Raw genomic sequence first — 26,088 nt, forward strand, 5'->3', positions numbered from 1 at the left:
TGGTCGTTTCCCACCCAAACAAGGCCTTTAGCAACGTGCAAGGCCACATTCAGCTGTTGTCAGGCGAGGTCAGATTCGGGCACCGGAATACGGGATGTGCAGGGGGTCTTTGGTCACTGCGGTGGTCATCTGTGGCATCAACATTGCCGTTCTGGGGTTGTTCATGGTCTTTGAACAGCGCTGGTACCGGCGGAGAATGCGGGCCCGTTGTCGCGTGGAGCCGTGAAAAGCAGGCCCTTCTCCTGCGTGCGGATTCTGCCTTGGGGCGTGCTGGTTCAGGGCAGCTGCTGGTTCTGGTCCGGGGTGGCCACCCAGACGGTCCGGGTGGCGCGGGGTTCCAGCTCGATGTCGTCGGGGAACCGTTCCAGCAGGTCTTCCACGGAGTCACGGTCGTCCGCGGTCAGGGCGGTCAGGTGCGAGAAGCGCGCGAACCACTGCTGGGCATACTCCCGTGCAGCCGGGGTCGCGGGTGCGGTTGTCGTCACCTCGGACTGGGTGACGCTGAACCCGGCGACCTCGATGACCGGCGCCCAGTTCGGGTGATGGTTCCACCCCTCGGCCGCCGCGGCGGTGTGGCAGCGCTGCTCCAGCTGCGCTTCGCGCGGATCGCTGAGGAAGCGGGGCAGGGCGGCGAGCTCGACGACGACCAGGATCCCGCCCGGTGCCAGCGCCCGGCGGACTCCCGACAGGAGCCGCGAGGGGTGGGCGACGTGGTGGAGTGAGGAGGACGCCCACACCAGGTCAATGTGCGCTTCAGCCGCTGGATCCGCCGTGGTCAAGGGGCCGGGAAGTGCGGGTAAGCCGTCGTCGAGGTCGGCCTCGACCACGGCGAAGCCTTGCCCGCGCAGCAGCYTGAGCATCTGCGGGTCGTTGTCGACGCACATCACAGCAGCATCGGGGTACCGCCYGCGCAGCAGCCGACTGCCTGCACCGGTGCCGGCGCCGAGGTCAACGACGCTGCGCGCAACTGGCACCCGGGCCAAGTCCAGGGCGGCCGCGAGGTGGTCGCCGAACACCTCGGCATCGAGATCGAGGACRCGGTGCTGSTCATGACCGCCAGATCGCTGGTGGTTCTGGTGGTTATTGTCCCGTGTCCGGTGGGGMTGGTGATCCATGCCGGTTACCTYTCTACTGTTCTACTGTGGCCGCACGGCCCATGCCGGCGGCTTCCTGCCAATCATCAACGCCGTGGCGTCGGTGACCCGGCAGGATMTGAGAGGCGGCGGCTTCCGCGGCGGCCGAGAAGGGGCCGAAGTGGCCCTCGACGGCCCACCGGGTTTCCTCTTCAATGAGGTCGGCRTTGATTCCCGCGCCAGTCATGACACCCTCTGCCGCCGCCGTGATTACCTGGGCCATCAAGTTYGAGACGTTGCCCGCCGCATACACGCCGCGGACKGCCGTGGCACCCATAGCGTCGGTCTCRATAAACCGTCCGGCCCCCGASGGGTGCACYTGAGAAGTCAGCCCGAGTGATTCCAGAAATGTGGATCTKGCCTCCATYCGCGCTCCGACAGCAARSGCCTGTACGTCGAACGACGAACCCTGGCGGAGSGTGAGCCCGGTGAGGACACCATCGACGGCGTCAACAGAAGCCACRGCGCCCTCGACGACCGTTACGGACCGGGCKGCGAGCTTSTCCCACTCCTCGTCGGTGGGTTCCACGGTGTCGTTGAGGAAAAGKGTGATATCCCGGGACCACTGCCTGAACAACAGTGCCTGATGGACGGACAGCGGGCCCGTGCCCAGCACTCCAATCCGTTGCCCSCGGATTTCCCAGCCATGGCAGTRGGGGCAGTGCACAACACCCTTTCCCCATTGCTCCCGCAGCCCGTCGATGGRCGGCAGCTCATCCGTCAATCCAGTGGTGACCAGGAGGCGTCTGCCGGAGAACCGGCGGCCATCTCCGAGGGCCACCTCGAACCCATCGGGGGTTCGCCGTGCCGAAACGGCTTCGCCGCCAATGACCGTTCCTCCATAGGAGCGCACTTCGCTGCGCCCGACGGACAGGAGCYCSCCGGGGTTCATCCCGTCCCTGGAAAGATAACCGTGTACACCCGCCGCRGGTGYGTTGCGTGGRGTTCCGGAATCGATGACCAGTACCGAGCGCAGCGCCCGGCCCAGCGTCGTGGCCGCGCTCAGTCCCGCCGCGCCGCCGCCAACAATGACAACGTCATGCCGTGTGGTGTCCATTACYGATTWTTCCTTCGTCGAGTCCTGAGAGTTCGCCGCCAGCGTCCTTGGGCGGTCACACCAGCTTTCACCGCATGCACGAGGATTGACAAATGTATTTGCCGWTATGGCAAAGTRKGGATATGGCAAATGAGCTKGACGATGTMCTCGGYGCGGTCGGTCCCCGGCTTCGGGCTCTGCGCGCGGAACGMAACCTCACCCTTGGAGAGGTGTCCTCCGCATCCGGGGTATCAATCAGCACGCTGTCCCGCCTCGAGTCCGGCCAACGCAGGCCAAACCTCGAAATCCTGCTGCCCCTCGCGAGGTTGTACGGTGTTCCCCTCGATGATCTGGTCGGCGCCCCACCCACCGGGGATCCGAGAATTCACCTCAGGCCCATCACCCATGGCGGCATGACGGCTGTTCCCCTCACGCGCCGGCCRGGTGGATTGCAGGCCTTCAAGATGGTGCTCGCCGGTGAAGACCGCGGGGCAGAGCCCGACCCGCGCGTTCACGAAGGCTACGAATGGCTGTACATCCTCAACGGACGACTGCGTCTGGTTCTGGGCGACAAGGACTTTGAACTTCGCCCCGGCGAAGCYGCGGAATTCGACACCCAYACGCCGCACTGGTTCGCCAGCGCTGACGGCAGACCCGTCGAGTTCATCAGTCTRTTTGGACAGCAGGGYGAGCGGATGCAYGTACGCGCCCGGCCAAAGCCCTCATAGCTGAAGTGGYCCGATGGGCGAAGGGACGGCCGTCATGCCTTCAGCGTTCAGGCCTTGGGATAGGTCGGRATGGCGATGTACTGGTTGATGTTYGTGGACTGGAACGTCTCGAACGACAGCGTCTCCTGGCCGCCCTCCGGGTCTCCCACCACSACGGTCTGGTCGGAGGAATTCACGCCCAGCAATGCGTAGGAATGGTCGGMCACCAGTTTGCCGTTGTCGTTGGAGGTCCCAAGGGTTATCAGGCCGTTCGTGAAATCCTGCTGGATCTGCTCAAAGGTCACTCCCGTCATGGGGCCCCCGGGATTGCGGTCGACGCCCTCTTTGCCGGTGATGGCATAGAGGGCATTGTGCACATCGTGATCCTGGGCGTTGCTGAGATCGGTGCCATCGATGCCGTTGTAGTGGTTGCCGTTGACGGCCGCCCACCCTTTCTCGATAATTGCGGCCCAGGAAACGTTCTTGCCGTCGATGTTCTCGATGCCGTTCTCGAAGGGAGTGCCGCGGCGGTATGGAAGGTCGCCGTTGACCGTCACCCTCACCGGATTGGGAACGCCGTCATACTTGCTGTGGAACGAAATGGTGTAMGTACCGTCGCCGTTGTCGCGGACCATGTTCAAAATGGTTTCGGGCGATTGCGCGGCCACTGTCATCAAGGCTGCCAGGAAATAGCAATCGCCGGCGTCGCCCTGCTTGATATTGGTCAGGTTCCCGGAGATATTCGGGTTACCGGCGCTGTCGAGCGCGTACAGGACCTGATTGGGGACTTTCTGGTAAGTCGCGCGCCCGGACACTGCAGGATTGCTCAGCGAAACCCCGGACCCTCCCGGAGCGGACGTCGCGCCCGGAGTCGACGAAGCRCCGGGAGGCGGCGTCACGGCGGGCCGGGAAATGAAAATAAAAACAAGTCCCAGAACTGCCACCACCGCAACAATCGAGAAAATGACGATGGCKCGAGTTTTAGCCGGGCTGGATGGTGCACGGTTCATGGTACGTGCCTCCCGTTCTGCGGGCTCCTGCCCGGCTGCGGTTTCGCGACGGCAAGGTCCCACGGCACCCTTGCTGTCGGACCCCCATGAAGATCAATTCTTCAGGTCATCAACAGCTTGCCGCAGGCAACCAGACTCGCGCAAGGAACGCCGGATGATTCACAGCCAAAACACTGGAAGTCACAGCAAGTTCACGGCTTGCGTGCCTGCAGCCTACGCGGGAATGGCTGCAGGCACGGTCTCCCGGGGCGCAGCTTTTATGACCCTGTCTGGGAGCGTGGCGGCGCCCGGACACGCGACCGCTGGTCGCAGGACCTGCCKCCMAGTGGTCGTTGGGCCGGTAGYCATCTCAGRCGATTCGGCGTCCGCCCAGCCAGCTGACCATGGCGGGGTCGCGGTGGTCGAARAAGAGGCTGGCACCGGTGTCCAGGGTGGTGATCTGGCTCATCTGCTCGTCCGTGAGGGTGAAGCCGAAGACGTCGAGGTTCTCGGCCATGCGYTCSGGGCGCACGGACTTGGGGATGACGACGACCTCGCGCTGGATGAGCCAGCGGAGCACCACCTGGGCGACTGATTTGCCGTGGGCTTCGGCGATGGCGCTGAGGACCGGATTGGTGAAGAGGTGGTTCTTTCCCTCGGCGAAGGGTCCCCAGGACTCGATCTGGACGCCGCGTTCGCGCATCAGTTCCTGGTCGGTGGCGCGCTGGTGGAAGGGGTGGGTCTCGATCTGGTTGACGGCCGGGAYGATCTCGTTGTGGTCGATGAGGTCCACGAGGCGGTCGGGGTGGAAGTTGGACACGCCGATCGCGCGGGCSAGGCCTTCCTTGTGGAGGTCCTGCATGGCCCGCCACTCGCTGTAGTAGTCSCCGAGGGGTTGGTGGATCAGGTAGAGGTCGAGGTGGTCCAGTCCGAGCCGGTTGAGGGAGTTTTCGAAGGCGCGCCTGGTGTCCTCTTGGACGTTGCCGGTGGGGGCATGCTGGATCCAGAGCTTGGTGGTGATGAAGAGCTCGTCGCGGGCGATGCCGCTGGCCTTGATCGCGGCGCCGACGGCGGCCTCGTTGAGGTAGGAGGCGGCCGTGTCCAGRTGCCGGTAGCCGGCCGCGAGGGCTGCTTCRACGGCGGCCTGGGTTTCGGCGTCGGGGATCTGGAAGACGCCRAAGCCGAGGATCGGCATCTTGACGCCGTTGTTGAGGGTGACGCTGTTCATGAAATTCCTTTGATTCGTCAGTGGTTATCGGCGGGTTTGGGTGTGGGCGGCTTCGTAGGMCKGGTCCGTGACGGGTTCCAGCCAGGTGGCGCTCGCCCCGTCGAGGTGTTCGACCAGGGCCAGGTGGCACATCATGGAGTCCCGGGTGGCGCCGTGCCAGTGTTCYTCGCCGGGCGGGGTGTGGACCGTGTCCCCGGGCTGCATGACGATSACAGTGCCGTCGCGGGTGCCGATGATCCCGGTCCCGTCGGTGCAGTGCAGGGTCTGGCCCAGGGGGTGGGAGTGCCASTTGGTGCGGGCGCCCGGGGTGAAGCGGACCATCGCGGCCATTAACCGGGAGGGAACCTGACCCTGGTAAAGSKTGTTGAGGTAGACGTCWCCGGCGAACCTGTCGCTGGGGCCCTTGATCGTTGGGGTGGTGGGTATGAGTTGCATTGCGTCCTTCCTTTGCCCGGATGTCAGCCGGTGCTGAGTGCCGTGCTGCCCTGCATTCAAGACAACCAGCAATTTCCGGCGCGCGGCAGTGCCTGTCGTGCGGTGTACTGCCAGTTCCTGTTAGGCCGGGCCGGGCCGCCGTAGCGTTGAGGTCATGGAGAACAGTCAAGACGTCCGCGAGTTCCTGATGAGCCGGCGGTCGCGCATCACTCCGGCCCAGGCCGGGCTGCCGGACTACGGCGGCACGAGGAGGGTGGCGGGGCTCAAGCGCGAGGAAGTGGCCATGCTGACCGGCGTCAGCACCGAATACTATGCCCGGCTCGAACGGGGCAACCTGCGGGGAGTCTCCGAGAGTGTCCTCGAATCCCTCGCCGGCGCACTCCAGCTCGATGAGGCTGAACGGGCGCACCTGCTCGACCTGGCGAAGGCCGCGGCGCCCTCGCGGGAATCAGGTASGCGCCGRGTGCGGGCAGAACTGCGCCCCAGTGTTCAACGYATCCTGGCCGGCATGACGGGCACGCCCGCCTACGTCCGTAACTCGCGCGGAGACATTGTCGCCGCCAACAGCCTCTGCTTCGCCCTCTACGCGGGGATCCTCAGCCCCGAGAACCTGCCGCTGAATCTCGCCCGCTTCATGTTCCTTGACCCCCGCTCGAAAGACTTCTTTCTCGAATGGGAGACGCTCGCAGATGACCTTGCAGCCGCCCTCCGCACCGAAGCAGGCCGCAATCCGCGCGACAGGGCCYTSAACAGCCTCATTGGTGACCTCGCCACCGGAAGCACGGAATTCTCGACACGCTGGGCRCGGCACAACGTCCGCTTCCACCGCTCGGCCCGCAAGACACTGCATAACCCGCTGATCGGCGACATCGAACTCACCGGCGACGCACTCGAACTCCCCGGRGAGGGCCTGACCCTCATCGCCTACACCGCAGAACCCGGCTCCCACGCCCAGGAACAGCTCGACTTCCTCGTTAACTGGAGCGCAGGGGAAGAGGTCCCAACCCGTCCGGCGGCGGGAAAATCGCGCACCGCAATGGTCAGCCCGCCCGACGTCGACCCACGGGACTGACCATAAGCGCCGACGCGTCCGCAGCGGGCGCCTGTGCGATCAGGAGTCGCCTGGACCCGTCCTGCTGACGGGCCCATCCCAAGACCACTGCCGGATGGCAAGGCCGAACGGAACGTCATCTGCGGAGCGCTGGTACMGGGACATCGTGGTGGTGGTCGCCCAAGCGAAGTAGTCGTGGAGCGCCTTGCGKAGCGGGTCRGCGTCGGTGAGCCCGACGTCTGTCAGCGCTTGATCGAAGCAGRCGATCGCCCTGCGGTCSATGTCCTCGTGCGGGCCGTTGCCACTGTGCATCCGCACCACTGATGTCTCATCGCCATAGGAGTCCGAATASGTCGTCGGGCCACCCAACGCCTCCGCCCAATAMGMKGCCAGCCGCCGCGTGTGCTCGGGATGGAACCCATGGCTGAAAGCGTGCCCAACCACCTCGTCCGCCAGCACCCTGACATGCCACGCGCCGGCCAGCGACAGGAAAAAGCCGTCGCCGCCGGCAGCCTCGTACACGGTCTGCATGCTGTAACGATCGCACGCAGCGCCCGTGTGCGGAAGGACGCCGCCAAAGGCGGCAGCGAATCGGCAGGCGGGGTAACGACGTCGACGCCGTCACCTGGCTCAGGCCGTAACGCCCTCCCAGGCGAACCCGTCCGGGTCCGTGAACGGGCCGGCGTCGCTGCCGATCGCGAGTCGGTGCGACCCGGTGCCCTCGGGAGAGACGCCGGCGTCCTTGGCGAGCGCCCGGCGCCCGTAGAGCCCCAGCYTTATGGGACTCGACGGCATGGCGAACTCGACGTACTTGCCGAAGCTCTTCCCGACGGCGAGGCCTTGGTCAATGTAAAACCGTTTGCTCGCAGCAACGTCGGCGGCTCCCATCAGGAGCACGATCTGGTCGACCTTTCGGGTGGCCGGGCCAGTGTCCTTCTTCGCCGACGTCGCGACCTTCCAGATCGCGCCATCCGGATCCTGCACGACGCCGCCGTAGCCCCACAGCGATTTCTGGGCCGGCTTCAGCGTCGTGGCGCCAGCCGCGACGGCGGTCTCGACCAGGCTGCTGACGGTGGACGGCTGCGACACGACGAGCGACAGTGTGAACGAACGGAACCCGCTGGTCGGGGCGTCGGTGGCTCGCACGCGCACGTGMGTTCCCAGTCCGAAGGCGGCGGTGTAGAAGGCGGTGGCGGCCGCGGGGTCATCTACTTCGAGGGTGACTGATTCGATGGAGGTCATGGCAGGTCCTTCAGTGAGGCGGACTGGTGATGCTCTTGACACTATGCCGCGGGCCGGCTGATTGCTTCTTAGATCCTGATCGATCCGAATGTGGGATCCGTCCACMGAGAAGGCCGCGCATCTGCGCATCTTCCACAGGAATCACTGCGGGTCTTCGCCCGGACCTGCGGGYCGGCGGCCYGGGGCAAAGGACAGGACCCCCACCTGCACTTCTCCGTGCTCAGGTGGGGGTCCTGCTTTGATATCGTCGCCRAGGCAACAATGGCCCGCCCCCGATAGTGGTTGCCCMGGGCCACTTATATGGCACTACGATAGGCAAGTTTKGTASSGTCCGCAATGATTGCCGGGCCCGCATCGTCGGCGCTTCCTCTCTAGGCCGGCCCGCGMCTGGSCGYGGAACCGGCCGTCGGAGAGCCGGCAAKWGGCGTRTGCCGGGGGCCCGCGTTCGCTGGCGAGTCTCCTCCCAAGGTCACCCTAGACATTGMTAAGCATGCTTTGCAATRGTCATCACTACTTCCATCGGCTGGATCCCAGTGCGCGAAGCAGGGGAGCGGGGCTGCCTTTCAGGAGGTCAACCGGGCGGGCTCCGGCCAGGTCCCGGGATGGGGTGACCATCCAGACGGTGAAGTAGTTGTGCGGGATCTGCCGTTCCATCGCCCGGTGAAAGAGTTCAACGACGGTCGGGTGGAGTTGTCCTCCCGGGAGGAACTGGAAKCCGGGGCAGAACGTGCCGTCGTCGATGWAAACGCGGACAAGCTGCCGCATGACTGGCTCGGGGTCTTCCATGAGCTCGGAGAGCCGGCGGCGRACWTGCTCCAGGGCAGGAAGGGTGAATTCGCTWCGAATCCCAGTCCATGTCTGATCACTGATGGGTTGGCGGTCAAGTTGCACTGGTGCCTAGTCGCCGTCGCTGATGTYTTCCAGTCCCCACTGGTTGGAGGTCCGTTCGCGGCGGAGGGTAAAGATCCGGAGGGCAGTCGTTGAACCGAGGCGGGCGTGGACCCGCCAACATTCGACGCCGTCCGGCTCGCCGCCGYGCGCTRYTGCCYCGSGTTGGGTGGTCCGCCGGGCGTCCCGCCCGGGCAGGTGATGGGACTCCGTGGCGGGATCGACTAGCCAGATCTGTCCGTTGTGCCGGATGGCGAGGGGTTTGCCGGTCGGGTCTGTTCGGACCTGCAGGCCGGGGGTCTTTGCGGKGGCGTTGGGCGCGAGGGTCATGTGGCGGTGTTCTTTCGTGGTGCGGCGGTGCGGTTTTGTTTATGCGGCTTTGACGAGGAGGAGTTCGTCCCAGCGGGTGGTGTAGCGGGGGGAGAGCATGTCCCTTTTCATGGTCCAGTCCGGTCCGGCCCGTATTCCGGCGTGGCCGAGGCCGATGGAGCCGCGGCCGTAGCGTCGGGTCACGTCCTCTAAGAGGGTTCCGATGCGGCGTTCCTCGTGCGGGTTCTCGAACAGGGCCAGCGGTGCCTGGTTGCCGGTGGGCCGCAGGTCGGTGACCATAATGCCGGCYCTCGCGTACCTGATGCCTTCGTGGATSTGGGGGAGKAGGGCGTGGGCGGCCTTGGTGAGCAGAACTGGGTCCGCGGTGGGCATCGGCAGCGGAACGCAGACCGAGGGGTAGGAGGTGTCTTTCGGGTTGAAGTGTGARGTGCCGGCGAACGCGGTGAGGACTTTGGCCTGGAGGCCGTGCTTGGCCAGCCGCGCCGAAGCCTGCTGGCCGTAGACGCTCAGGACCTGCCGCATGCTGGCCTCGGTGGTGATGGGCGTGGCGAAGGAGCGGGAGAAGATGAGCTGGTCGCGGCCGATCCGTTCCTCCTCCATCGGGATGCAGGGGGTGCCTTGCAGTTCCAGGACGGTGCGCATCATGACCACGGAGAAGCGATCCCGGATCGTGACAGGATCGGCCCGGGACAGGTCAAAGATGGAATGGATGCCCTGGCCGTTGAGCCGTTTGGTCAGTCGGGTGGCGACACCCCAGATCTCGATTACGGACAGGCGCCGCATCAGGGATTCCCTGTCGGCGGCGGGTACGGAGTCCCAGTGGCAGACGCCGTCGAAGGCCGGGTTGTGTTTCGCCCATTTGTTGGCCAGTTTTGCCAGGGTCTTGGTCCCGGCGACCCCCACGCAGACCGGTACGCCGACGTTGCGGCGCACGGCGGCCTTCATGGTCCGCCCCAGGGCGATGAGTTCACCCGGGGYGCCTTTGACGCCGAGGAAGGCCTCGTCAATGCTGTAGACCTCCAGCCATGCCGAGTAGCGGCCGAGCAGTTCCATCACCCGGGCGCTGATGTCGCCGTAGAGCTCGTAGTTGCTGGAGAGGGCGACGAGTCCCCACTCCTTGGCCCGTGGGGCGATTTTGAACCAGGGCTCCCCCAGGGGGATGCYGAGGGCCTTGGCTTCCGGGGACCGGGTGACGGCGCAGCCGTCATTATTGGACAGCACGACGACGGGCCGGCCCTCCAGGGACGGGTCGAACGCCCGCTCGGCCGAGGCATAAAAGCAGTTCACATCCACGTGTGCGATCTGGGGCATGCGGCGCATCGTAGCGGGCTTAGACATGGTTCTCCTCAGGCATCGCGTGCCTCAGACATGGTGCAGGCACCGGGTCGCGACGCCCCAGATGACCAGGTCCGCGACCGACGGGACCCGGATGTCCGGGTACGCCGGATTCTCCGCCTGCAGCACGACGCCGGCGGCCGTGACCCTCAGCCGCTTGATGGTCAGCTCCCCGTCCAGGACGGCAATGACAACGGACCCGTCCTTGGGTTCCAGGGCCCGGTTCACGATCAGTTCATCGCCGTCGCTGATCCCGGCACCTTCCATCGAGTCCCCGGACACGCGCACGACGTACGTGCTGGTGATGTCCTTGATCAAATGCTCGTTCAGGTCGATCCGCCCATCAAAGTAGTCCTGCGCGGGCGACGGGTACCCTGCCGCGACCGGGACCGGGGAGATCAGCACCGACAGCAGCGACATGCCCGCGTCTATTACGCGGGGACCGACAACAACGCCCACAACACACCCTTATTCGAATATATGTTCGATGCATTCAGTGTATCCGCCCGGTCCGACAAAAGACCTTCCTCGCGGCACTGCTACCGCTGAAGGAGGGGATCCGGACTCCAGATCGCCCATCCCTTCAGTAGCATCACCAGCATGACCACATGCTCTGTGCTGCGCTGTCCCGAGACTCCGACGGCCCTCTTTCGGCTGATGCCCGGTTCCAACCTGGAAGCGCCTGTCTGTGCCGGACACAAAGCGATCTTGGAGAGCGGTGCCCGGTGGATGGTCAACGGTGGCACCGGCTCGCCGTCTAACGAGGGTCCCAAAGGGTCCGCTGGAATTACCATCCTCATGCCCGAAGCACCCTAGCGCGGACGGTGACCGAGAGGCCTCCACGGCTCGGCTCGGCTGCCGGCGTCAGGGAGCGGGGTGTTCCGGCTTGAGCTCGATCGGGTAGCCRGAGTCTTTGCAGGCCTTGGCCAGGCCAGCGAAGGATTCGCTGAGTTCGGCSCGRACATCAGAGATGGTGTASTCACCGTTTGCGCGGCTGGTGCCGGCGTCGTCATACCTGACCTGTCCGATCACGACTGCCATCATGTACCTCTGGACTTCGCCCAATGCCACATTCCGGGCGTCTGGTTCAGTCTTGTCGGCAAGGAGCTTTAGGGCGGCTCCGTAGGAAGTTCCGCCGGATTCCAGGGGCCCTGCCTGGGCYCCCAGATCGACCGAGTTGTAGGCCGTTTCGAAGTTCSGGCAGGGAGCCTCGTTCGCCGCGACGGTGCAGCCGGACAAGACAGCGGCCAGGGTGGCGGCGAGGAGGACTGGAAGTGCTTTCACYGGCTCATCCTAACYAGAAGCGAACCAACAGCCCTACGGTGTGCTTTCTCTTAGCGCCGTGCCGTAGTACYCAGTGCTRTTCCTGGTTGCGGCCGACACAACGAGGTGCCGCCGGCYCAGTCGCTGTGCGAAGTACCCCTCGTACGGCAACACGGTGACGGCGTCGATTCCGCTTTCCCACGCCGGGGTCAGTTCCTGGAGGCTTCAGGCTTCAGCGTTTCAGCSGAGGACCCGATACCGCACRTGGGTTACGAGGCCGGTACCGCTCACTTCCGTCGGTTCAAGCTTGAGGTTGCCGACGCCGTCGAGCAGCCGCTCRCCCGCTCCCAGGACCATCGGCGCGATGTGGAGCCGCAGCTCGTCGATCAGCCCGGCCGAGAGGTACTGGCGAACGATATCCGCCCCTCCGGCAATGGCCACGTCCTTGCTGCCGGCGGCCAACCGCGCCTGGGCCAGCGCAGATTCGATCCCATCGGTCACGAAGCTGAACGTAGTGCCGCCCTGCATCTGCAGGGGCTCGCGCGGATGATGGGTGAGGACGAATACGGGCGCGTGATAGGGAGGCTCTTCACCCCACCATCCCCGCCATTGTTCATCCCACGGCCCGGGGCCCGCGAACATGTTCCGTCCCATGATGTAGGCGCCGGCCGCGAGGATGCCTTCGCGCGCGGCCGCGTTGGCCTCGGGTTCTTCAAACTGCCATCGGTGCAGGCGCTCGCCGCCCTCGCCCAAKGGGGCCGCCAGGCTTTGGTTCGGGCCGGCAACGAATCCGTCAAGGGAGATGGTCAGATCGCACGTGACTTGGCTCATGGGCCCATCATGCCATCACCGTGGCGGTTCTAGTCCGGCCGGAGCCCCGCAGTTGTCGCCGTCGTGCCCCGCSCARGCCGTCCTGGCCGGGCAGAGCGGCGCCAGGCCGTACTGCTTCCATTTCCAATCTATCCTCCGCCCCSGGGCTTGTGGCAAGSCCCCGGTGGTGCCGCATAATCGCCAGTGGCCAGAACCTACGGAACGGGAGAARCGAAATGATYGAGCATGCGGTGGTGATCGTCGGAGGAGGCCCGACAGGRCTGATGTTGGCGGGTGAGCTGGCGCTCGCGGGYGTCGACGTCGCCATTGTCGAGCGGCGCGCCGACCAGGACCTCCCGGGCGCSCGCGCCGGCGGTCTGCACTCCCGCACYATCGAGGTCCTCGACCAGCGYGGAATCGCCGRTCGGTTCCTCTCGGAGGGACAGGTGGCCCAGGTCGCAGGGTTCGCCTCCAACCGATTGGACATCAGCGACTTTCCCACCCGGCACCCCTACGGGCTCGGGCTGTGGCAGAAACACATCGAACGCATACTGGCCGGCTGGGTCGACGAACTGGCCGTGACGATCTACCGCGGACGCGAAGTCGTGGGGATCGCGCAGGACGGCGCCGGCGTCGACGTCGAACTCTCTGACGGCCAGTCGCTGCGGGCGGAATACGTCGCCGGGTGCGACGGCGGCCGCAGCCTGGTCCGCAAGGCGGCCGGTATCGATTTTCCCGGGTGGGATCCGACGACCAGCAGCCTGATCGCCGAGGTCGAAATGGTGGAGGAACCGGAACTAGGCGTCCACCGCAATCCCTTTGGCATTCATTCCTTCGGCAAGCTGGAGTACGAGATCCACGACGGGCAGGTGGTCTACAAGGAAGGCGGCCCGGTGGGGGTAATGGTGACCGAAGAACACGTCGGACCCGCGACACAACCCACCCTGCGCGACCTCAGCGACGCCCTCATCGCCGTCTGCGGGACTGATTATGGGGCCCACAGCCCCACCTGGATTTCCAGGTTCACGGACATGACCCGGCAGGCGGCCGCGTACCGTGACRGGCGGGTCCTCCTGGCKGGCGACGCTGCGCACGTGCACGCCCCGGACGGYGGGCAGGGCCTCAACATCGGTGTGCAGGATGCAGTGAATCTGGGATGGAAGCTGGCCCWGGTGGTTAACCGGACAGCCCCGGACAGYCTCCTGGACACCTACCACGCCGAGCGTCACCCGGTRGCTGCCCGCGTGCTGCGCAACACGATGGCGCAGACGGCGCTTCGCCGCGCGGATGACCGGATCAAGGCCGTCGGCGAGGTCCTGGCCGAGCTCCTCAGCATGGAGGAGCCGCGCAAACGCTTCGCCGCGATGCAGTCCGGTCTGGATGTCCATTACGACGTCGGCCATTACGACGCCGGCGAAGGTCACCCGCTGCTCGGCCGCCGCATGCCCGATCTCGACCTGGTCGCCCCGGACGGCACCCTGCGGCTCTTCSCCCTGCTCCATGATGCCCGGCCGCTCCTGCTCAACCTCGGTGCGCCCGGGGCGTTCGACGCTRTTCCGCTGCCGGATCGGGTGCGGCYGATCGATGCTGAATACGGTGGCCGGTGGGAGCTTCCGGTGCTCGGGGAAATCCCGGCTCCCACCGGTGTGCTGATTCGGCCCGACGGCTATGTGGCCTGGGTGGGGGAGCGCACCGAGGCGGGGCTCGCTGACGCACTGAGARCCTGGTTCGGAGCSYCTGCCGTGGCGTAGGCACTCTGCCACTGTGGMGYCGGCCCCGCCCGCCGCCGGTTACGTRGGGTGGCGGCCTGTACCGCTGGGAGCTGCAGGGATGCGGATGGCTAACCAGGTCAWGGTTCAGTCGTCACCGCCGTGGCCACCATGCCCACSGCTGTCACCTCCCGGTTCAGACGTCTTCCGGAGTCCGCCCTTGTCATCGCTGGCTTGGGCGGCCCGCGGCGCCGGGTCCGACCGGGGACCACCGTTGTCATCCCAAGGTTCCCGTGTCGTCCGTATACCGCCGTTGTCATCGCCCGGTTGTGACGTAAAGGTGGTGCCGGGGATCGTTCGAGCAGTGGTCCGCCCGCCGTTGTCATCGCCTGGTTCGGCGGGACTGACGGCCTTCTTGGCCGCTGACACGTTCTTATCGTCGCTGGCCTTGGCAGCCACCTCCGGTACTGCATTAGCTACGCTTGTGGCTCGGGAAGGGGCGGGGGTTCCGGTGACAGAATCGTCCGTGACAAGGACATTCTTGACGTCGTCGCTGATGCCCGGATGGGATCTGCTGGGCGTTTGCGAGTTTCCGGCGAGAGCGGCGGATCCGGTGAGAAGGATGCCGGTGAGGGACAGTGCGAGAGCTGCTCTTGTTTTCATGTTTCAACAGTAGGAATTCGTCAGAATGGTTAGGTGCGGGGCAAAGCCAAGGTTCGTGCCGCGCGCATCTCACCTGCCGGGACCGACGCCGAACCCCCGGGTCTGCCGCCGTAGCGGAGCGAGTTGCATTCGTTGAGATCGCCGTCCAGTGTGCGGAATGAGTTCTGAGAGCGCGGCGACCGGCGTCGTGATCCTCGGCGTGGAAAAAGCGTGTGTCCCGCTTCGCCGGCAGCAAGCGACGGCGAAGCGGGACCATGGAACGGGTTAGAGCTGTGCTGCGGCCTTTTCGTGGTGAGGTGAGGCTGTCAGTCCCTCAGCCTCTGCGGCGCTGATGGCGGGCGGTGCCTGCAGGCGGTGTGCGGCATAGTACAGGCCCCCGGCCAATGCGACTGTGATGACCGGCGCGAACTGGGCCGCCAGGGGACTAGCGGTCTGCTCGGTGAGGAAAATGCCGGTCCCTGAGGCCACGAGCCACGCCACTGCGCCGGCGGAGATGGGCTTGAGTTTCTCGGGCCGGACCTCGGGAAGGGTGCTGCCCAGGGTGTTGCGGTGGAGGGCAATGTAGACAAGGGCGACGGCGACCCAGGCGGTGACGAAGACGCCCTGCCATGCCAAGGCTTTTAGGAGGTAGGAGAGCACGTCGGTCAGCATGAATAGGAAGGCAATGGCGCCGGAGGCGAGGACCCAGACGAAGCGGGGGAGGCGGAGGCTGAAGGCTCGCTCCATGAATGCGCCCAGGTTCAGGGATGCCAAGTAGTAGTTGGCTGTATTGATGCGCGTCTGGGAGATGAAGATGACCAGCAGCCCGAAGAAGCCCAGGGAGGAAATGAAAGCCTGGACCACTCCGGTTTCCGTGGCCTCGAGGCCCCAGGCGCTCATGATGTAAATGCCGACGAGTCCGTTCAGTCCGAAAGTGAACGCGTAGAACACCCAGCCGAAACTCACGGTGGCGTGGAATTTTTCGTCCCGCTGCCGCCCGAGGCGGGCATAGTCGAACGTGTACATCATCATGACCCAAACACCCATGTAGATAAGGTAGGACGTCACCCAGCCAGGCGTCGGCGAGGCAGCTGCCGCCTGCCCGATCCAGTCAGTGGGCACGCCGCGGATAACGGTCGCGGCGACCACAACGGCCACTAGGCCTGCGAAGTACAGGGGCAGGAGGAAACCGTTGAGCTTGTCCAGCCAGTTTTGGACTCCGCCGGCAACAAGGGGGATGGCGTAGGCGACGACAATGGCGTACCACATGATCCTTGATCCGCCGAAGAAGCTCTCGAGGGCGACTGCGATRATTGAACCTTCAAAGACCGCGTAGTAGATGGCCGTTGCGGCGAAGATCAAGGTAGCCAAGGCTGAACCGATCAGTCCAAAGAGGGTGCGGGAGAACTGCTCAACGGATAGGCCGGTCCTGGCAGCAAACTTGGTKAGCACCATGTTGATGACGCCGTAGGTGGCGACCGTCAGGATCATGCCGATGATCGTATTGGGTACGCCGACTGCGCCCGCTGACGCGACCGCGATGTAAATCCAGAACATGGCGGAGAACAAAGCCCACCATGCCATGGTGAGGGACCAGCGGCGGACTTTTTGCTGTGGTGGGAGAACATACGACGAGTATGTTGCCGCCTGACCAGGTGTAACTGACATTGATGCTCCTTCAGGGCAAGGACGCGGGGGAAGAGGGAATGGTGACGGCTTGGACCACGGGCGGATATTACCAGCCGGGTGCGCCGACGCAAGCATCGGCGCACCCGGTGTTGGGCCAGAATGTGCCTAATGCCAGTGGGACGAGGAACGCTTCTGCATGCTCTTGCGGAACTCTGAGGTGGTTTCCGGGAACAGTTCGCCGGTGCCCCAGTCCAGGATGACGCCATGGCGGCGGATCACGTCGAGCATGTCCACCGCTCCGGCGCGGTACTTCTCCGCGACGGCGACCGGATCGGCAGTCAGCCACGCGTGGCGGTCGGTGCGGATCTGCTGGCGCAGCTCGGCGCTGGCTGCGTGGTCAATCTCGAACTGGTCCAGTTCGCGGTCGATTTCGCGGATGACGACGCCGTAGTCCTTTGCTGCCCGTTCGATTGACACGTACTCGTCGATGACGTCTTCGAGGACTTCGTCAAAGGGGCGGTCCAAGGGATCGCCGTAACCGCCGCCACCTGCGGACGGGCGTGTGAACGAGTCCCCGGAGTGGAGAGGAACCGCCGAGAAGTTGGAGCCGAGGAATTTCTCCTGATCGGTGTCCTTGTTCATCCAGACTCCATGAGGGATAGATGGCAACCCGCCCTCTATTCCCCAGGTGATGGAACGTGCGCGGTCGCAGCAGTAGCTCATGACCGTTTTCGTCGCGTCTACGAGCATGCCGCCCTTCTCGATTCCCAGGCCGCCACGGAATCTGCCGGGCCCTCCGGAATCGGTTCCAATTTGGTGGACGGTCGTGAGGACCGGTGAGAGCCGCTCCTGGCCTTCTATGGGTTGTACTGCCAGGCCCGGGCCAAAGACAGGGGCGGTGGCACTCGCCCCATCTTTGCTCGCTCGGCCACCCCAGCCGCCGGCCATCCAGTCGTACCACATGAAGTAGGGGTTGTCGTCGGTGCGGCCATCGCGGCCGCCCACCAGGAGGTACTCGAGGTTGAATGCACATGCCATGGCGCGCTCGGGCATGATCCGGGACCACAGCTCGAAGATCCCGTTCATCAGCTTTTCGTAGGGACCGGAGCAAAACCCGGTGACCGCGTAAGGCCAACCGGCATTGACCACGGTGCCTTCCGGCCCGATTTCCGCATCCACGGCGGCGTAGAAGCCCGAGTTCAGCGGAACGTCCGGGAAGAACGTCTTGGTGCCGGCATAGATGGCGGAGTGAGTGGTGCCGTAACCGGAGTTAAGGAAGGTTTCCACGGCGGGCGCGGAACCGGTCAGGTCGTAGTGGATGCCCTTGCCATCCAGGGTCAGCTTGATCTTGATGGGCACCAGGCCCTCGCCCTTGCCGGGATCGAAGTCGATGTAATCGGTGGTTTCCCACTGTCCCTGCGGCAGGTGCTCGAGCCGACGTCGAACGATTCTTTCGACGTAGTCCTGGGTTTCCTGCATCGCGGCGACAACCGTGGTTTTCGAATACTTGGCCACAAGACGGTGGATTTCACGCTCACAGACGGCGGTCGCTTCTGACTGGGCGTGGAGGTCGCCCATCGCCTGGCGCGGTGCCCGGGTGTTTGACACCAGGAGTTGGGCGACGTCGTGAAGGAAGACGCCCTTGCTCCAGATCCTGACCGGTGTGATCCGCAGGCCTTCACCGAAGTGCTCCTTGGCGTTGACATCGAACGAGCCCGGAACGTTACCGCCAATATCAGCCCAGTGGCCCTTGTTCTGGGCGAAGGCGATCACCTCCCCGTCGGAGAAGATCGGCCGGATGAAGCTGACGTCGTTGAAGTGCGTGCCGCCCCGGTAGGGGTCGTTGATGGCGAACACGTCGCCTGGGTGGATGTCGCTTCCGAATTCATCGATGACGGCCTTGCATTGGAAATGCAGGGTACCGACGTGGACGGCGATGTCGCCGCTGCCTTGCATGACGGTGTTTCCGTTGGCGTCACAGAGGGCGGAGGAGAAGTCGCGGGAGTAGATAACGAAGGAGTAGCAGGTCCTCAGAATCTGCTCGCTCATCAGGTCGACGCTGGTGACAAAGGCGTTTTTCAGCACTTCGAAGGTCACGGGGTCAAGGCCTGAGGCCTGCCGTGCGCCGGCGTGTGCGACACGGAGATCTGGCATGGTGATCACGTCGGTCATGATTAGGCTTCCTGCTCGTCGTTGAACTCGGTGAGGTGGATCCGGATGTTGAGCCACTCGTCGATCTCGGCGATGGTGCGCGGMGGCACAACTGTCGTTGAGTCAAGCTGGTCGATGATGGCGGGTCCGTGGAACTTCGCGCCGGCGCCGAGCCTGGTCCGGTCGTAGACCGGGGTGTCGACCCAGCCGTCCTCGCCGAAGTACACCGGCCGGACAGAATCGGGTTCGCCGGGCTCGGAGACCCACTCCGTCGCCGGGGCGAAGGAGGGCTTGGGCGTCTTGCCCACAGCGGACAGCTGCAGCTGGTAAATCTCCACGGGCTGGTCATCCTGGCGGAACGCAAATTCGCGCTCGTGCTGCTGGTGGAAGCTCTGGATAGCTTCTTCCAGAGCACCTTCGCCGGTTCCCATATTTACGGCCAGCGAGCGCCACTGTCCCTGGTAGCGCATGGAGATAATCCGCTGCAGGACCGAATTTTCTTCCGACACGCCTTCGTGGCGGAGCCGGGCGGTGGCTTCCGTTTCGAGGGCCCTGTACTTGCTCTCCAGATCCTCCGGATCCGCGTCCGCGGCAACGGCCGTGTACATCGCGGACAGGTCGTGCCTGATGTCCACCAGGAGGCACCCCAGGGCGGACGTGACGCCGGGGTTGGGCGGTACGACGACGGTGGGAATGTTCAGTTCCCTGGCCACCTCCGCGCCGTGCAGGGCGCCCGCGCCCCCGAAGGCGATCAGCGCGAAGTCCCGGGGGTCATAGCCGCGGCGGATGGAGATCAGGCGGACGGCGTCGGCCATATTGGCGTTGGCGACTTGGAGGATGGCGTGGGCGGCCTCCGCTTCGCTCATGTCCAACGGTTCGGCAATGGCACGCTTGATGGCAGCCTGCGAGAGTCCGCGGTCCAACGTCTTCGCGCCGCCGGCCAGGGTGGATCCGAGCCTGTTCAGGACCACGTTGGCGTCGCAGTTGGTCGGCTCTTCGCCGCCCATGTTGTAGCAGGCGGGTCCGGGATCGGCGCCCGCGGACTGCGGGCCGTTGCGCAGCGAACCGGCAATGTCAATGTGCGCAATCGAGCCGCCGCCGGCGCCGATGGTCAGAACCTCGATGCTGGGGAACACGATCGGGTGGCCGTATTCCACCTGCCATTCCTTGGTGATGCGGAGCTCGCCGTCGGAGACAAGGGCAATATCGGTGGACGTGCCGCCCATGTCCAGGCCCACCGCGTTTTCGAAGCCACACTGCTGGGCGACGTGCTTGGCCGCGATGGCGCCGGCCGCGATGCCGGATGCTGCGAGGCGGACAGGGTAGCGCTTGACCATGCGCGGAGTCATGGAACCACCGCCGGAGTGCAGGAGCAGCAGATCGCCGTCGTAACCGCCGGTTTTGAGCTCTTCGGCGAGACGGCTGACATAGCCGGACACCAGGGGTCCCAGTACGGCGTTGGAGACGGCGGTATTGAAGCGGTCGTGCTCGAAGATTTCGGGCAGGATTTCGGCCGAGGTGGAGACCGTGGCTTCCGGAAGTTCCTCCTCCAGGATTTTCCGCATCCGGATTTCATGCTCGGCGTTGGCGTAGGAGTTGATAAAGCAAACAGCGATGGTGGTGACGCCGCGTTTACGGAGCACCGCGGCCAGGCGGCGGGCTTCCTCCTCGTCAAGGGGAGCGACGATGTTGCCTGCGTAGTCAATACGCTCCGTCACTTCGAACCTGTCGCGCCGGCGGATATAGGGGCCGCTTACGTCGTTGTACGCGTCCCAAAGATCGTCCTTCGTACCGTCCCGGATTTCGATGACGTCCCGGAACCCCTTCGTCGTGACCATGGCTGCGGGAGGAAAGTTCCGGGTAATCAGGGCGTTCGTTGCTACGGTGGTGCCGTGTGAGAACAGTGAGACGTCCGCCAGATTGATATCGGCGCGTTCCACGCCACTCAGGATCGCCAGCATGGGGTCGGCCGGGGTTGACGGGACCTTGGTGACACGCATGCGTTGCGTTTCTTCATCGAAAATGCAGACGTCAGTAAATGTGCCCCCGACGTCGACGGCGACTCTAACATTGGACATCTTTGTTCCTCCAGGATGCTGATTGGGTCCCAACAACCATCCGATGTGACGTGCGTCTCTGTCACTGGCGAAACTAAAATAAGAGGCAGAGACCGTTGTGAAAACTACAATCAGCTTCCACTCCGGCATTCCGTACCCTTCGGCCAGGAGCCCAGATGCCCGACAAGCCCGCCGTCACCCTTAGTGACGTAGCCGCAGAAGCTCCTCTAGGCTTGGTCCCCGTCGTTCCGGGTAACCCCGCCATAGTCATAACGGGCGCGCACACCAGTGACATCCACAACCCGGCGGCCTGGCTGGAGCCGGACACCGTTCTGCTGACCACCGGGCTGAGGTTTGTGGATGCCGAACGGGATGAACTGCTGGCCGTGAGACTGGTAGAAGATCTAAGGAAAGCCCGGGTGGCAGCCATATTTTTCGGCATCGGGGTCTACTTTGACCGCGTGCCCGCCAAGCTGGTCGCGGCCTGCAAACAAGCAGGCTTCCCGTTGTATACCGTGGCACCTGATGTTCCCTTCCACCGCATCGAGAACTTCATCAACAAGTCGCAGGCATCTCCTGATGCCTACCGGCAAAAACGCGCACTGTGGCTAAGTAATGACCTGCTGCAGAGCATTTCTGCTGAGGAACCTGTCAAAGCCCTCATAGCCCGACTCGCCACGGCATGCCGGGGTACAGCGGTGCTTTACGAAGATTCCGGGCGGATTGTCGAATCCTCCGGGGACGGCCCGACTCACCTGGTCTGGAAGGAGTTGCGCAATCGAAAAAGCGAGTCTGATCCCATCGTGATAGGCCAGTGGGGAGTCGTGGCGAGGCCGCTGGTGCTTCGGGGCGATGGATTCACCCTGGCCGTGGCGAGTAGGAACCACCGCGTGCTGGAGGATCTCGGAGATGCATTGCTGGAAACTACACAGCGGCTCCTGGCCGCAGTACATGGGATCGCTCAGTTCTCAGATACAAGGGAACGGCACGAAAACACGCAGCTGCTGACCATGCTGCAAGACGGTGTGCCGGTGGCCCGCGAGTTCAGGCACTGGGAGCGGATGCGCGCATTCCGATTTACGCCCTACGAACCGCTACGGGCGGTGGTCGCAGCAAATCTCGAGCAGCAGCCCTTGGACCATGCCTTTTTCGAACGGCTCCTGCGAGGAGCCGAAACCAGTGGCCTGGGGCTCTTGCTGGCAGAGAACGGGCGGACACCCGAACACCCACCGGGCTTTCATGCAGTGGTCTCGGACTCATCAGCCCTGGACGCCTGGCTGGAGTTGACGGACAGGGCCATTTTCCTTGGGCTGTCTGAACCCTATACCGATCTTGCAAGGACCCCCGAGGCTTTCCGAGAAGCAGAAACAGCAGCGGGAATTGCCCGACGGCAGATCCAGGCCGCAACGACCACCGCCTCCGGAGCTTATCGGGGGATCGTCCGGCTGGATGAGGTCGACCCGGCCACATGGCTCCTTGCACGTCAGCAGTCGCCACAGGCCACGGAGGACAAGCTGAAACGGTTTGTCGCAGACCTTAACGTCGACAGCGAACTGAAGCAGACGGTCATCTGCTACCTAGTGAATGACCTGGACGTCGCGAAGGTTGCCGCGATGTTGTTCGTCCACCCGAATACTGTCCGGTATCGCCTGAAGAAGGCTGAAAACTTGGTTGGGGGATCGCTCTCGAGCTCGCGGGTAATTGCGAACGTTTACCTTGCCTTTCATGACGAAATCGTTGCCTTGAGCCATGCCAGGAACGAATGACCCGATCCCTAAGCTGTGCAGCGTTACGGGATCAAGAAATAGGCGGAAAGTCCGCGCTGGTGGCGTGGACCAGCACTTCGAGGGTGCCGTCACACCTGGCTGATATCGATTCCCGTGATCGGCTCGCCCGCGCGCTGGTAGACGAGCGAGACGGAGCCCTTTGGGAACGCCTGCGGCGGCTGCGCCAATCGGAACGCCGCGGGCACGCCGGTGCCATCCGGGAACAGCCGCTTGCCCGATCCGAAGGTGAGCGGGTACAGGAAGAGGTTCAGCCGGTCGACCAGGTCGGCGTCGAGCAGTGACCGTGCGAGCTCGCCGCTGCCGATGACGTGAATGTCGCTGAAGCGGTCTTTCAGCGCTGCCACCTCCGCGACATCCGACAGCGCAGTGGTGCCTTGCCATGCCGGGTCGGTCAGGGAGCGCGACACCACGAACTTCGGCAGGGCGTTGAACGTCACCGCGATCGGATCGTTGTCGCCCCTGGTGGGCCAGTACGCCGCGAAGATGTCGTAGGTCTTGCGTCCGAGAAGAAGCGCATCCATGCGGTTGATGCCCTCGACGATCGCCCCGCCAGTCTCGTCGTCGGAATATGCCGCCTGCCAGCCGCCGAACTTGAAGCCGCCCTCAAGGTCCTCGTCAGGGCCGCCGGGTGCCTGATACACGCCGTCGAGGGTGATGAACAGGTCGACGGAGAGGATTCCCACGGTGTGCTCCTTCGCGTGAACGACGGCCGGATGCCGCCTCTACCAGCGTTGAATCAAGAAGATCCGGAATCGGCGCCTCTGAGTGCCAGACTAGCGTCGAGCACATGGCAGGTCGAGAGATGAACGGAGGCGGCGGGGCCTTGCCGCCCCCATGGATAGGTCACCGGAGCTGCGCCGCGGCCGGGGGAGAGGCCCCGATTCCTGGCCGGCGGGTTCTCGCTGCCCTTGCGTCGCCGAGGGTCACCGGGGGAGTATTTTGCGCATGACGATGCCTCTGCAGCCCTGCTATGCCACCCGGGATGAAAGAGAGGCCAGCGCGTGCTGAGGCAGGTCGCGGAAGGTGTGCTCATCCACGAGAGTGAGTTTTGCCAGAGCAACGCCGTTGTAGTGCAGGGCGGGGCCGGCGCGTTGCTGATCGACGCCGGGGTGCACGAGAGCGAGATGGCCTGTCTCGTGGGCGACCTGTCGGACTTGGGGAACGCCGTCGTGGCAGGTTTCTCGACGCATCCGCACTGGGATCACCTGCTCTGGCACGAAGGGCTCGGTACGGCGCCGCGTTACGGCACGGCGCGCTGTGCGGCGACCGTCCGGGATCGGCTGGCGGGCGGCATCGATGCACGCCGGTTCGGCATCCCAGAGGACGTCTCCCTGCATCTGCTCGGCCTCATCACGGGCCTGCCCGACGGGACGGCGCGGATTCCGTGGGATGGGCCGGAAATCCGAATCATTGAGCATCAGGCGCATGCTGCGGGGCATGCGGCTTTGCTGATCGAGGAACACGGCGTCCTCGTCGCCGGCGACATGCTTTCTGATGTCCTGATGCCGATGCTCGACCTTAACGGCGCCGCCGACCCGATAGAGGACTATCTCACGGCGCTGAGGCTGCTCGAGAATGTGGCGGGCGACGTCGACGTTGTAGTTCCGGGCCACGGGTCAGTTGGCGGAGCTGACCAGTTGCGTGCACGGATCGATCAGGACCGGGCCTACATGCACGCCTTGCGTGACGGCCTGGATCCCAGCGACCCGCGGATCGGTTCGTCGGCCAAGCCCGGCTGGGAATGGGTGAGCGACGTGCACGCAGGGCAACTGCAACGCCTGCACCAGCGAAGCGAGAGCGACGGGACGCCCGACTAGCGGGTGGGGAACGCTCCGAGGTCTTACTGGCACTCCTGCGGATCCTGTTGGTGCGTATTCTGCTGCCCGGAGTCATCGAAGCGTGGCCGGACAAGGACGCGCCTGATACTCCGGTGCTGAAGAGCATGTCCGATACCCGGACAGCCTCCCTGCTCAATACCCTCGAGTCGATGCAATAAATGAGTTGACCATGTTGAGGACGGGGCTGGCGGGAATCAAAGTCTGGCCGTGATTGCGGTCAGGTAGAGCACGGAATTGGGCGTTGGGCATCAGTTGTGCCGCTCGTTCCGAGTCCCGGTACCGGAGCGGATCCTCTGTGCCGGCGAGCAGCAAGGTGGGTGTGTCCATTGTCCGGAGATCAGCCTCCGGGATTCCGGGTTCGTCCTCGCTGCGCCGGAAGTAGGCGCGTAGTGCGGCGGCGTCATTGGCCAGAAATGCTGCCGCGGTTTGTGGATCGATCTCGCGACCCGTGGAACTACTCCATTGACGCAGAAGTTCGGGCACGCCGCCCCGGTCCAGCGCCTCGTCATATCCGGGGAAGAAGATTGATTCGATTTGCCCGGCAGGCGACCGGTAGGTGCCGCCAACAGAAGTGAATGTCTCGACACGCTGGGGGCTGCTGGCCAGCAGGGAGAATCCGACCCTCGCGCCAGCGGAATACCCCAAGTAGTGGGCTGACTGCACTCCCGCGGCGTCCAGGACTGCCAGAAGATCTCCGACGAGCAGATCCATACTGTAGGCGTCTTCGTGATGTGGTTTTTCGCTTCGGCCATGTCCCCGTAGGTCCAGAGTCACCACGTGCAATCGTTCTTCCAACGCTTTCGCGTAGCCGAGGCCCCGCCAGATGGCTCTGGAAAGCCCTGAGCCGTGCACCAGAACGATGGTGGGGCCGGTGCCCGATTCCTGGAAGGAAATCTGGACGCCATCCACGGCGTTGAATGCTTCACCCATGACTTGCTCCTTTTTTGAGGGACGCTGGTTGGCCGTGGTCGCGTTCCTGCTGGCTGCGCTGATCATTCATTCTGCAGGCCCTGCCAGCGGCGTCCTGTTGTACTCGGTTGAGGCAGTCGCGATAGCGGGACTGCTCGTGGGCCAGTTCTCCAGCGCCGATCGTAAGCCCCCGGGCGACGTCAAGGGGAGTCTTGGCTGGTGGAAAGGCAGGGAACGGGGAGCCTTCTATACGGCCTGGTGGGTACTCATACTGTTCGCCGGTGTCCTGATCCGAATGCTTTCCGTCGCAACCGGTGGAACTGGTCGAACGCGTGCCGCGGAACGCCGGGGGAGAGGGCCTGGATGATTCATCGGACGAGATACGCAGAGTATTACTGGTAACCAGCATTATTCGATTTAGAACTATTCAGCGTCGGCCGACGGAAATCGCTCCGGATGCTTAGGCTCCCGTCCTTTTCCCGCCAGTACTCATTTCGCTGCCATAGCGAGAGTCTGGTTACTTGGACGCCCATCACGACGGCGGCGATGCCGAAGAGGATGGTCCGAGTCCAGAGCCATGGCTCCGAATCGACACCGACGAAGCTTAGGACGGTGGAGATCAGCATGATGACCATGACTGGAAGGGACCAGCGGACGATGCGTTGAAGCCTCCGCGGCATTTCATCCTTTGTTGCCACCATAGCCTCCGCCTCCGCACCGGATTTGAAGATCTTTGAGAGTGGTTATCGATCCATTCCGATGGTGTCAGCCATTATCCGTGTGGACTTGATCCTTAGATAGCCGGACCAGGCTTCGGCTGACGCGGTGGCGTGTTTCTGGGTGGCGGAGGCAGCTTCGTTGGTCGGAACGGATCCGCTATGGGGGGATGGACCGTGCGGCTGGTGATATTGCATCAGAT

General features: G+C 64.2%; 23 protein-coding genes. 5 read left to right on the plus strand and 18 right to left on the minus strand.

The features are described from left to right. Nucleotides 1–275 precede the first annotated feature (275 nt). Both AC1DEY_RS11575 and AC1DEY_RS11580 read right to left on the minus strand, forming a co-directional pair. Nucleotides 276–1,115, minus strand: a complete 840-nt coding sequence (locus AC1DEY_RS11575) for a class I SAM-dependent methyltransferase (protein WP_476868054.1) — start codon at nt 1,113–1,115, stop codon at nt 276–278. Between the two features lie 13 nt (nt 1,116–1,128). Further along, a complete protein-coding gene (locus AC1DEY_RS11580; protein WP_476868055.1) occupies nt 1,129–2,190 on the minus strand; it encodes an NAD(P)/FAD-dependent oxidoreductase in 1,062 nt (353 codons plus the stop codon). Between the two features lie 122 nt (nt 2,191–2,312). On the opposite strand from AC1DEY_RS11580, the gene AC1DEY_RS11585 reads away from it, so the two are divergent. Continuing rightward, a complete protein-coding gene (locus tag AC1DEY_RS11585) occupies nt 2,313–2,897 on the plus strand; it encodes a helix-turn-helix domain-containing protein (RefSeq protein WP_476868056.1) in 585 nt (194 codons plus the stop codon). A 47-nt stretch (nt 2,898–2,944) separates the two neighbouring features. Here the strand turns inward: AC1DEY_RS11585 and AC1DEY_RS11590 are convergent, their stop codons facing one another. The 3 genes from AC1DEY_RS11590 to AC1DEY_RS11600 form a co-directional block, all read right to left on the minus strand. Then, nucleotides 2,945–3,886, minus strand: a complete 942-nt coding sequence (locus tag AC1DEY_RS11590; protein ID WP_476868057.1) for a C2 family cysteine protease — start codon at nt 3,884–3,886, stop codon at nt 2,945–2,947. A gap of 349 nt (nt 3,887–4,235) precedes the next feature. After that, entirely contained in the window at nt 4,236–5,093 is an 858-nt protein-coding gene (locus AC1DEY_RS11595; protein WP_476868058.1) for an aldo/keto reductase, read from the minus strand. Nucleotides 5,094–5,117: 24 nt separating this feature from the next. Continuing rightward, nucleotides 5,118–5,528 carry a (R)-mandelonitrile lyase gene (locus AC1DEY_RS11600; RefSeq protein ID WP_476868059.1) on the minus strand — a complete coding sequence of 137 codons (411 nt, stop codon included), beginning with the start codon at nt 5,526–5,528 and terminating at the stop codon, nt 5,118–5,120. Between the two features lie 154 nt (nt 5,529–5,682). On the opposite strand from AC1DEY_RS11600, the gene AC1DEY_RS11605 reads away from it, so the two are divergent. Then, a complete protein-coding gene (locus AC1DEY_RS11605; protein WP_476868060.1) occupies nt 5,683–6,600 on the plus strand; it encodes a helix-turn-helix transcriptional regulator in 918 nt (305 codons plus the stop codon). Between the two features lie 39 nt (nt 6,601–6,639). Here AC1DEY_RS11605 and AC1DEY_RS11610 read toward each other — a convergent pair whose 3' ends face one another. The 8 genes from AC1DEY_RS11610 to AC1DEY_RS11645 form a co-directional block, all read right to left on the minus strand. Beyond that, nucleotides 6,640–7,110: a group II truncated hemoglobin gene (locus tag AC1DEY_RS11610; RefSeq protein WP_476868061.1), complete on the minus strand. Its 471-nt coding sequence runs from the start codon at nt 7,108–7,110 to the stop codon at nt 6,640–6,642. Between the two features lie 99 nt (nt 7,111–7,209). Next, nucleotides 7,210–7,821: a VOC family protein gene (locus AC1DEY_RS11615; protein WP_476868062.1), complete on the minus strand. Its 612-nt coding sequence runs from the start codon at nt 7,819–7,821 to the stop codon at nt 7,210–7,212. Between the two features lie 510 nt (nt 7,822–8,331). Next, nucleotides 8,332–8,475 (minus strand): hypothetical protein, encoded by a 144-nt coding sequence (locus AC1DEY_RS11620; protein WP_476868063.1) that lies wholly within the window; start codon nt 8,473–8,475, stop codon nt 8,332–8,334. 243 nt (nt 8,476–8,718) lie between these two features. Continuing rightward, nucleotides 8,719–9,039 carry a hypothetical protein gene (locus tag AC1DEY_RS11625; protein WP_476868064.1) on the minus strand — a complete coding sequence of 107 codons (321 nt, stop codon included), beginning with the start codon at nt 9,037–9,039 and terminating at the stop codon, nt 8,719–8,721. Nucleotides 9,040–9,078: 39 nt separating this feature from the next. Beyond that, nucleotides 9,079–10,377 (minus strand): Y-family DNA polymerase, encoded by a 1,299-nt coding sequence (locus AC1DEY_RS11630; protein ID WP_476868065.1) that lies wholly within the window; start codon nt 10,375–10,377, stop codon nt 9,079–9,081. Between the two features lie 24 nt (nt 10,378–10,401). Further along, nucleotides 10,402–10,833, minus strand: a complete 432-nt coding sequence (locus AC1DEY_RS11635; RefSeq protein ID WP_441411020.1) for a LexA family protein — start codon at nt 10,831–10,833, stop codon at nt 10,402–10,404. Between the two features lie 405 nt (nt 10,834–11,238). Further along, nucleotides 11,239–11,658: a hypothetical protein gene (locus AC1DEY_RS11640; protein ID WP_476868066.1), complete on the minus strand. Its 420-nt coding sequence runs from the start codon at nt 11,656–11,658 to the stop codon at nt 11,239–11,241. A 219-nt stretch (nt 11,659–11,877) separates the two neighbouring features. Further along, on the minus strand, nt 11,878–12,468 hold the full coding sequence (locus AC1DEY_RS11645) for a dihydrofolate reductase family protein (RefSeq protein ID WP_476868067.1): 591 nt from the start codon (nt 12,466–12,468) through the stop codon (nt 11,878–11,880). A gap of 215 nt (nt 12,469–12,683) precedes the next feature. Between AC1DEY_RS11645 and AC1DEY_RS11650 the strand changes: the two genes are divergently transcribed. After that, entirely contained in the window at nt 12,684–14,198 is a 1,515-nt protein-coding gene (locus tag AC1DEY_RS11650; RefSeq protein ID WP_476868068.1) for an FAD-dependent monooxygenase, read from the plus strand. Nucleotides 14,199–15,083: 885 nt separating this feature from the next. Here AC1DEY_RS11650 and AC1DEY_RS11655 read toward each other — a convergent pair. From AC1DEY_RS11655 to AC1DEY_RS11665, 3 genes are all read right to left on the minus strand, one after another. Further along, nucleotides 15,084–16,466 (minus strand): purine-cytosine permease family protein, encoded by a 1,383-nt coding sequence (locus tag AC1DEY_RS11655; protein WP_476868069.1) that lies wholly within the window; start codon nt 16,464–16,466, stop codon nt 15,084–15,086. 126 nt (nt 16,467–16,592) lie between these two features. Next, on the minus strand, nt 16,593–18,599 hold the full coding sequence (locus AC1DEY_RS11660; protein ID WP_476868070.1) for a hydantoinase B/oxoprolinase family protein: 2,007 nt from the start codon (nt 18,597–18,599) through the stop codon (nt 16,593–16,595). 2 nt (nt 18,600–18,601) lie between these two features. After that, the gene (locus tag AC1DEY_RS11665; protein ID WP_476868071.1) at nt 18,602–20,656 is read right to left on the minus strand and encodes a hydantoinase/oxoprolinase family protein; all 2,055 of its coding nucleotides are present in this window, start codon (nt 20,654–20,656) and stop codon (nt 18,602–18,604) included. 155 nt (nt 20,657–20,811) lie between these two features. Here AC1DEY_RS11665 and AC1DEY_RS11670 point away from each other — a divergent pair, with 155 nt between their 5' ends. Next, the gene (locus tag AC1DEY_RS11670; protein ID WP_476868072.1) at nt 20,812–22,401 is read left to right on the plus strand and encodes a helix-turn-helix domain-containing protein; all 1,590 of its coding nucleotides are present in this window, start codon (nt 20,812–20,814) and stop codon (nt 22,399–22,401) included. Between the two features lie 89 nt (nt 22,402–22,490). Here the strand turns inward: AC1DEY_RS11670 and AC1DEY_RS11675 are convergent, their stop codons facing one another. Then, nucleotides 22,491–23,105 (minus strand): dihydrofolate reductase family protein, encoded by a 615-nt coding sequence (locus AC1DEY_RS11675; RefSeq protein WP_476868073.1) that lies wholly within the window; start codon nt 23,103–23,105, stop codon nt 22,491–22,493. 318 nt (nt 23,106–23,423) lie between these two features. On the opposite strand from AC1DEY_RS11675, the gene AC1DEY_RS11680 reads away from it, so the two are divergent. Beyond that, entirely contained in the window at nt 23,424–24,239 is an 816-nt protein-coding gene (locus AC1DEY_RS11680; protein ID WP_476868074.1) for an MBL fold metallo-hydrolase, read from the plus strand. A 153-nt stretch (nt 24,240–24,392) separates the two neighbouring features. On the opposite strand, the gene AC1DEY_RS11685 is transcribed toward AC1DEY_RS11680, so the two are convergent. Next, a complete protein-coding gene (locus AC1DEY_RS11685; protein WP_476868075.1) occupies nt 24,393–25,190 on the minus strand; it encodes an alpha/beta fold hydrolase in 798 nt (265 codons plus the stop codon). Nucleotides 25,191–26,088 lie beyond the last annotated feature (898 nt).

It is taken from the genome of Arthrobacter sp. 05T47 (assembly GCF_056395825.1).

Coding starts and splice junctions, on each gene's coding strand:
- AC1DEY_RS11620 (WP_476868063.1), bottom strand. CDS start 8,475: ATGGAACGGCAGATCCCGCACAACTACTTCACCGTCTGGATGGTCACC.
- AC1DEY_RS11660 (WP_476868070.1), bottom strand. CDS start 18,599: ATGACCGACGTGATCACCATGCCAGATCTCCGTGTCGCACACGCCGGC.
- AC1DEY_RS11670 (WP_476868072.1), top strand. CDS start 20,812: ATGCCCGACAAGCCCGCCGTCACCCTTAGTGACGTAGCCGCAGAAGCT.
- AC1DEY_RS11685 (WP_476868075.1), bottom strand. CDS start 25,190: ATGGGTGAAGCATTCAACGCCGTGGATGGCGTCCAGATTTCCTTCCAG.